The organism is Pseudomonas sp. MCal1 (genome assembly GCF_026341415.1).
GTDB lineage: Bacteria > Pseudomonadota > Gammaproteobacteria > Pseudomonadales > Pseudomonadaceae > Aquipseudomonas.
Genome location: NZ_JAKUMP010000028.1, coordinates 1 through 7,363 on the forward strand (window position 1 = coordinate 1; position 7,363 = coordinate 7,363).

Here is a 7,363-nt window from a genome sequence, read left to right on the forward strand (position 1 = left end):
ACCGGGATAGCGAATTCTTTTTCATGAAGATCAAGAGCGTCTTTCCCGGTAATCCGTGAAGAACCAAAAAAAAGCCCACTGTTTTATCAGTGGGCTTTCGGGTCTCACCAGTCAGCGCTTAGTGGTGCTCACGGGTTGCACGGAATTTCACGTCCGGCCAGCGCTCTTCCATCAGGGCCAGGTTGACCCGGGTCGGGGCGAGGTAGGTCAGGTGACCGCCGCCGTCCAGTGCCAGGTTTTCCACCGCCTTGTTGGAGAATTCCTCAAGCTTCTTCTTGTCGCTGCATTCGATCCAGCGCGCGGAGTACACGGTGATCGGCTCGTAGGAGCACTCGACCTTGTATTCCTCTTTCAGGCGGCTGGCGACCACATCGAACTGCAGCACACCGACGGCGCCGAGGATGATGTCGTTGGTGCGCTCCGGGAAGAACACCTGGGTCGCGCCTTCTTCGGCCAGCTGTTGCAGGCCCTGGCGCAGTTGCTTGGATTTCAGCGGGTCGCGCAGACGTACGCGACGGAACAGTTCCGGGGCGAAGTGCGGGATACCGGTAAAGCCCAGGGCTTCGCCTTCGGTGAAGGTGTCGCCGATCTGGATCGTGCCGTGGTTGTGCAGGCCGATGATGTCGCCGGCGTACGCTTCTTCCAGCTGTTCGCGCTCAGAGGAGAAGAACGTCAGGGCGTCGCCGATGCGCACGTCCTTGCCGGTACGCACATGGCGCATCTTCATGCCTTTCTCGTACTTGCCGGAGCAGATACGCATGAAGGCGATGCGGTCGCGGTGTTTCGGGTCCATGTTCGCCTGGATCTTGAAGATGAAGCCCGAGAACTTCTCTTCCACCGGCTCCACGGTGCGCTCGTTGGCCACACGCGGCAGCGGGCGCGGGGCCCAGTCGACCACGGCGTCGAGTACGTGGTCGACCCCGAAGTTGCCCAGTGCGGTACCGAAGAACACCGGGGTCAGTTGACCGTCGATGAACTCCTGCTGGTTGAACTCATGGCAGGCGCCCTGCACCAGTTCCAACTGCTCGAGGAAGCGGTCGTACTCGTCGCCCAGGTGAGCGCGGGCTTCGTCGGAGTCGAGCTTCTCGATAATCCGGGTTTCGGTGCGTTCGTGGCCGTGGCCAGGGGTGTAGACAATGATGTAATCGCCCGCCAGGTGGTACACACCCTTGAAATCGCGGTAGCAACCGATCGGCCAAGTGATCGGCGCCGCCTTGATCTTCAGGACGGCCTCGATCTCGTCGAGCAGTTCGATCGGGTCGCGGATGTCACGGTCGAGTTTGTTGATGAAGCTGACGATCGGCGTGTCACGCAGACGGCAGACATCCATCAGCGCGATGGTCCGCGGCTCTACACCTTTACCGCCGTCGAGGACCATCAGGGCCGAGTCCACCGCGGTCAGGGTGCGGTAGGTGTCTTCGGAGAAGTCTTCGTGGCCCGGGGTGTCGAGCAGGTTGATCATGTGTTCGCGATACGGGAACTGCATGACCGAGGTGGTAATGGAAATACCCCGCTGCTTCTCCATCTCCATCCAGTCGGATGTCGCATGGCGATCGGATTTACGGGATTTCACCGTACCGGCCACGGCAATCGCCTTGCCCATCAACAGGAGCTTTTCGGTGATGGTGGTTTTACCGGCATCGGGGTGGGAAATAATGGCGAAAGTGCGGCGTTTCGCGACTTCGGCGGCCTGGTTGGTCATGGGAAATCGCCTGGCGGTGATTCAAAAAAGGGCGGCGATTATAGCCCAACTCGATTCAATAACCGAACCGTTGAGCACATTAAGGGTGGCCAAATGCTGCCTCGGATGGGAACCTTTTAAAGCACGGAGACGTCCATCCCCTGTTACGACAATTCGTCAGGGGCTGAAAAATCAGCAAGTTAGCCTGACGAGGCTGCGCTCATGGCTCGCTTTCAGACCGTTTTTGCCGGGCTGAAAAAAAGCCGCTTCTCGCGAACGCTGACTCCGGCAGCCAGGAATGGCATGCCACGCGGAGCTGCGTTCGCCGACTAAAAAAAGGAGTCCGCCTGTGGCTATCCGCTATGGCAAAGGGCTGATGGGAGGTGCGGTGGTGATCGCGCTCCTGGCCCTGCTGGTCCACTGGATCGGCATCAACACGATCGAACACTACCGCGACGATTTGTTGTTTTACCTGCAAGCTCATCTGATTCTCGTCCTCGCTTCAATGCTGGCCGCCCTGGTCGTGGGCATCCCCGCCGGTATCTTCCTGAGCCGCCCGAGCATGGTCGGCCGCGCTGAACGCTTCATGCAGATCTTCAATATCGGCAATACCGTGCCTCCGCTGGCCGTGCTGGCGATTGCCCTGGGGATTCTCGGCATCGGCAGCGGTCCGGCGATCTTCGCTCTGTTCCTCGCCTCGCTGTTGCCGATTGTGCGCAACACCTATGAAGGCCTGAAAAACGTTCAGGGTTCGCTGAAAGAAGCCGCCGTCGGCATCGGCATGACGCCGCGTCAGGTGTTGTGGAAAGTCGAATTGCCCAACGCCGTGCCGATCATCGTCGGCGGTGTGCGGGTCGCGCTGGCGATCAACGTCGGTACCGCACCGCTGGCCTTCCTGATCGGCGCCAACAGCCTTGGCAGCCTGATCTTCCCCGGCATCGCCCTGAACAATCAGCCGCAACTGCTGCTCGGCGCCGCGTGCACCGCGCTGCTGGCCCTGCTGCTCGATGGCGTGGTCACCCTCGCCAGCCGTCTCTGGCTGGAACGCGGTTTGCGCCCGTCTTAAGGCTCTTGCGAAGGAATGAACATGAAACGACTTAGCTTGATCTTAGGCTGCGCCCTGCTGTTCGCGGGATTGGCGCAAGCCGCTGAAAAGCCCGTTATCCGTCTTGGCGCCCGGGTATTCACCGAGCAGACGCTGCTCGCGGAAATCACCGCGCAATACCTGCGCAGCAAAGGTTACGACGCGCGGATCACCGGCGGCCTGGGCAGCAACCTGGCCCGCAGCGCCCACGAAAGCGGACAGCTGGACATGCTCTGGGAATACACCGGTGTGTCGCTGGTGGCCTACAACCATGTCACCGAGAAACTCGACAGCGAACAGTCCTACGCCCGGGTAAAAGAACTCGACGCGAAAAAAGGCCTGGTCTGGCTCACGCCGTCGAAATTCAGTAACACCTACGCCCTCGCCCTGCCGAAAAAGGTGGCCGAGGAATATCCGCAGATCAGCAATATCAGCCAGTTGAACGACGTGCTGAAGGCTGAAGCCAAGACCAACCACCTGGTCGCGCTGGACACCGAGTTCGCCAACCGCTCCGACGGTCTGGACGGCATGGTCAAGCTTTACGACATGAACCTGACCCGCAAGAACATCCGACAGATGGACGCAGGCCTGGTCTACACCGCGCTGCGCAACGGGCAGGTGTTTGCCGGTCTGGTCTACACCACCGACGGTCGCCTCAATGCTTTCGGCCTGAAGCTGCTGGAGGACGACAAGCATTACTTCCCGGACTACACCGCCGCTCCTGTGGTGCGTCAGGCCTACCTCGACGCCCATCCGCAACTGGCGGAGCAACTCAAGCCGCTGGCTGAACTGTTCGACGACGAAACCATGCGCCAGCTCAACGCGCGGGTCGATGTCGATCACGAAAGCCCGTCGAAAGTCGCTGCCGATTTCCTGCGCCAGCATCCACTGAATTAAAGGAGGAAAAGTCATGGAATTTTTGAACGCCTTTTCCCACCTCGACTGGCAGCAGGTGATGCACCTGACCTGGCAGCACATCACCCTGGTCGGCATCGCCGTCAGTCTGGCAATCCTCATCGGCGTGCCGCTGGGGATTTTGATGACTCGATTTCCGACGCTCGCAGGTCCCTTGCAGGCCAGCGCCACGGTATTGCTCACCGTGCCGTCGATTGCCCTGTTCGGTCTGCTGCTGCCGTTCTATTCGAAATTCGGCCAGGGCCTCGGCCCGATGCCGGCAATCACGGCGGTGTTCCTTTATTCACTGCTGCCGATCATGCGCAACACCTACCTCGCCCTGACCGGCGTCGAGCCGGGCATCCGCGAAGCTGCTCGCGGCATCGGCATGACCTTCGGCCAGCGCCTGCGCATGGTCGAGTTGCCGATTGCGGTACCGGTGATCCTCGCGGGCGTACGCACCGCCGTGGTGATGAACATCGGCGTGATGACCATCGCCGCGACCATCGGCGCCGGCGGCCTTGGCGTGCTGATCCTCGCCTCCATCAGCCGCAGCGACATGTCGATGCTCATCGTCGGCGCGCTGCTGGTCAGTCTTCTGGCGATTTTCGCCGACCTCATTTTGCAGTGGCTGCAACGTTCGCTGACTCCAAAAGGACTCCTCAAATGATCGAACTTCAAAACCTCAGCAAGACCTTCCAAAGCAACGGCAAAGATGTGAAAGCCGTGGACTCGGTAAGCCTGACCGTCAATGAAGGCGAAATCTGTGTGTTCCTCGGGCCATCGGGTTGCGGCAAAAGCACAACGCTGAAAATGATCAACCGCCTGATCAAGCCGACCTCCGGCAAGATCCTGATCAACGGCGAAGACACCACCGACCTCGACGAAGTGACCCTGCGCCGCAACATCGGCTACGTGATCCAGCAGATCGGTCTGTTCCCGAACATGACCATCGAAGAGAACATCGTCGTCGTGCCGAAACTGCTCGGTTGGGATAAACAGAAATGCCACGACCGCGCCCGCGAACTGATGAGCATGATCAAGCTTGAGCCCAAGCAGTATCTGCATCGTTACCCGCGCGAACTGTCCGGCGGCCAACAGCAACGGATCGGCGTGATCCGCGCGCTGGCCGCGGATGCACCGCTGTTGCTGATGGACGAACCGTTCGGTGCGGTGGACCCGATCAACCGCGAAATGATCCAGAACGAGTTCTTCGAGATGCAGCGCGCGTTGAACAAGACCGTGATCATGGTCAGCCACGACATCGACGAAGCGATCAAACTGGGCGACAAGATCGCGATCTTCCGCGCCGGCAAGCTGTTGCAGATCGATCATCCGGACACGCTGCTGGCGCATCCGGCAGACGACTTTGTCAGCAACTTCGTCGGCCAGGACAGCACCCTCAAACGCCTGCTACTGGTGAAAGCCGAAGACGCGGCAGACAACGCGCCATCGGTGAGCCCGGAAACCCCGGTGGCCGATGCGCTGGAGTTGATGGACGAGCATGACCGCCGCTATGTCGTCGTCACCGACGCCGAGAACAAGGCACTGGGTTATGTGCGCCGTCGCGACCTGCATCGCCAGACCGGCACCTGTGCCCAGTTCCTGCGCGAGTTCAACGCCACGGCGGCGTACGACGAGCATTTGCGCATCCTCTTGTCACGGATGTACGAGTTCAATCGTGCCTGGTTGCCGGTGATGGATGCCGAGCGGGTATTCCTCGGCGAGGTCACCCAGGAGTCGATTGCGGCGTACCTGAGTTCGGGTCGATCGCGCGGAATGAAGACCAATATCGTGTCACCGGCCGAAACGGTGGCCTGACAAAATGCAAAAGGGCTGTTCAACAGCCCTTTTTTTTCGACCACAGGAACCTGAAAGCCGGGGCCTCATTGCCAACGCCAAGCCGGCAATAAATATCAACACATCAAATGGCCGAATCCGTCCGACGGTGTCAGCGTAAATTCATAAATCCCCCCGCACCGCCCCTTCTCGCAGCTAACGTCGCCGATGTTGAAGTGATCGTACTTTCCTGAGACTTGGTGCACATCAGCATCGAACGTGCAGGTATTTTTAACACCAGAAAATTACTGCGGAACATCTGACCGTCATCTCGGTCGGCTACAAAGAGTGATATCCGCGACGCACGTCAGAAGCGTGCAAAAACGCGACATTTTTAGTTGATCTCAGGCCCCTCACGCCCTAAAGTTCGCGCCGAACGTCCATGCTGGAAACGATCCATCCGGCTCAAGTACTGACGACGAGACAGCAAGGCCAAGGGAAAGAAAGACTACATTTCCCATGGCCTTTTTGCTTTCGGCGACATGCCTTGGGAAGTAGGCGAACCAAAGTGGGGATACGGAGGGCGTTCATTTGCACCCATTGATTTCACGAGTTTGCCCATAGGAGCTCCCAGGTATGTCGATCCAGGTCGAAGACTATTTCGCGCGCGAAACCTTTCAGAAAATGAAGGCATTCGCCGACAAACAGGAAACCCCGTTCGTGGTGATCGACACCGCGATGATCGCCCAGGCCTACGATGACCTGCGCGCCGGTTTCGAATTCGCCAAGGTCTACTACGCGGTCAAGGCCAACCCGGCCGTCGAGATCATCGACCTGCTCAAAGAGAAAGGTTCGAGCTTCGACATCGCCTCGATCTATGAGCTGGACAAAGTGTTGAGCCGGGGCGTCAGCCCGGACCAGATCAGCTACGGCAACACCATCAAAAAGTCCAAGGACATTCGCTACTTCTTTGAGAAGGGCGTGCGTCTGTTCGCCACCGACTCGGAAGCCGACCTGCGCAACATCGCCAAGGCCGCACCGGGCGCCAAAGTTTATGTGCGCATCCTGACCGAAGGCTCGACCACAGCCGATTGGCCACTGTCGCGCAAATTCGGCTGCCAGACCGACATGGCCATGGACCTGCTGATCCTCGCCCGCGATCTGGGTCTGGTGCCTTACGGCATCTCGTTCCACGTCGGTTCGCAACAGCGTGACATCAGCGTCTGGGACGCCGCGATCGCCAAGGTCAAAGTGATTTTCGAGCGCCTGAAAGAAGAAGACGGTATCCACCTGAAGCTGATCAACATGGGCGGTGGCTTCCCGGCCAACTACATCACCCGCACCAACAGCCTGGAAACCTACGCCGAAGAAATCATCCGCTTCCTCAAGGAAGACTTCGGTGATGATCTGCCGGAAATCATTCTGGAGCCGGGCCGTTCACTGATTGCCAACGCCGGCATCCTGGTCAGCGAAGTGGTACTGGTCGCGCGTAAATCCCGTACCGCCGTCGAGCGTTGGGTTTATACCGATGTGGGCAAGTTCTCCGGTCTGATCGAAACCATGGACGAAGCGATCAAGTTCCCGATCTGGACCGAGAAGAAAGGCGAGATGGAAGAAGTCGTGATCGCCGGCCCGACCTGCGACAGCGCCGACATCATGTACGAAAACTACAAGTACGGCCTGCCGCTGAATCTGGCGATTGGTGATCGCCTCTACTGGCTGTCGACCGGTGCGTACACCACCAGCTACAGCGCCGTAGAGTTCAATGGCTTCCCGCCGCTGAAGTCGTTCTACGTGTAAGCGAAGCTGTAAATGAAAAGGCCCATGCATGTGCATGGGCCTTTTTTATGGTTCTTCACGGAATCTCGGGAAACACACAAACAAGAACGCCGATTTGATTGATGATGTTCGTGCGAGCAAACACA

6 protein-coding genes are annotated in these 7,363 nt (G+C 58.9%); 5 read left to right on the forward strand and 1 reads right to left on the reverse strand.

From position 1 onward, the window contains the following. Positions 1 to 118: 118 nt before the first annotated feature. The gene (locus tag MKZ87_RS28770) at positions 119 to 1,702 is read right to left on the reverse strand and encodes a peptide chain release factor 3 (RefSeq protein ID WP_085702451.1); all 1,584 of its coding nucleotides are present in this window, start codon (positions 1,700 to 1,702) and stop codon (positions 119 to 121) included. Positions 1,703 to 2,057: 355 nt separating this feature from the next. Between MKZ87_RS28770 and MKZ87_RS28775 the strand changes: the two genes are divergently transcribed. The 5 genes from MKZ87_RS28775 (at position 2,058) to MKZ87_RS28795 (ending at position 7,238) form a co-directional block, all read left to right on the forward strand. Continuing rightward, the gene (locus tag MKZ87_RS28775; protein ID WP_166554532.1) at positions 2,058 to 2,747 is read left to right on the forward strand and encodes an ABC transporter permease; all 690 of its coding nucleotides are present in this window, start codon (positions 2,058 to 2,060) and stop codon (positions 2,745 to 2,747) included. 21 nt (positions 2,748 to 2,768) lie between these two features. Beyond that, on the forward strand, positions 2,769 to 3,662 hold the full coding sequence (locus MKZ87_RS28780; RefSeq protein ID WP_085698417.1) for a glycine betaine ABC transporter substrate-binding protein: 894 nt from the start codon (positions 2,769 to 2,771) through the stop codon (positions 3,660 to 3,662). 13 nt (positions 3,663 to 3,675) lie between these two features. Beyond that, the gene (locus MKZ87_RS28785) at positions 3,676 to 4,329 is read left to right on the forward strand and encodes an ABC transporter permease (protein WP_085698416.1); all 654 of its coding nucleotides are present in this window, start codon (positions 3,676 to 3,678) and stop codon (positions 4,327 to 4,329) included. Further along, the gene (locus MKZ87_RS28790) at positions 4,326 to 5,480 is read left to right on the forward strand and encodes a betaine/proline/choline family ABC transporter ATP-binding protein (protein WP_085702450.1); all 1,155 of its coding nucleotides are present in this window, start codon (positions 4,326 to 4,328) and stop codon (positions 5,478 to 5,480) included. Before MKZ87_RS28785 ends, MKZ87_RS28790 begins: the two co-directional genes overlap by 4 nt. 594 nt (positions 5,481 to 6,074) lie before the next feature. Then, positions 6,075 to 7,238, forward strand: a complete 1,164-nt coding sequence (locus MKZ87_RS28795) for a type III PLP-dependent enzyme (protein ID WP_085702449.1) — start codon at positions 6,075 to 6,077, stop codon at positions 7,236 to 7,238. Positions 7,239 to 7,363: the final 125 nt, after the last annotated feature.

Excerpts from the sequence above, each read along its gene's own strand:
- MKZ87_RS28770 (WP_085702451.1), bottom strand. The coding sequence starts at position 1,702 with ATGACCAACCAGGCCGCCGAAGTCGCGAAACGCCGCACTTTCGCCATT.
- MKZ87_RS28775 (WP_166554532.1), top strand. The coding sequence starts at position 2,058 with ATGGGAGGTGCGGTGGTGATCGCGCTCCTGGCCCTGCTGGTCCACTGG.
- MKZ87_RS28780 (WP_085698417.1), top strand. The coding sequence starts at position 2,769 with ATGAAACGACTTAGCTTGATCTTAGGCTGCGCCCTGCTGTTCGCGGGA.
- MKZ87_RS28785 (WP_085698416.1), top strand. The coding sequence starts at position 3,676 with ATGGAATTTTTGAACGCCTTTTCCCACCTCGACTGGCAGCAGGTGATG.
- MKZ87_RS28790 (WP_085702450.1), top strand. The coding sequence starts at position 4,326 with ATGATCGAACTTCAAAACCTCAGCAAGACCTTCCAAAGCAACGGCAAA.
- MKZ87_RS28795 (WP_085702449.1), top strand. The coding sequence starts at position 6,075 with ATGTCGATCCAGGTCGAAGACTATTTCGCGCGCGAAACCTTTCAGAAA.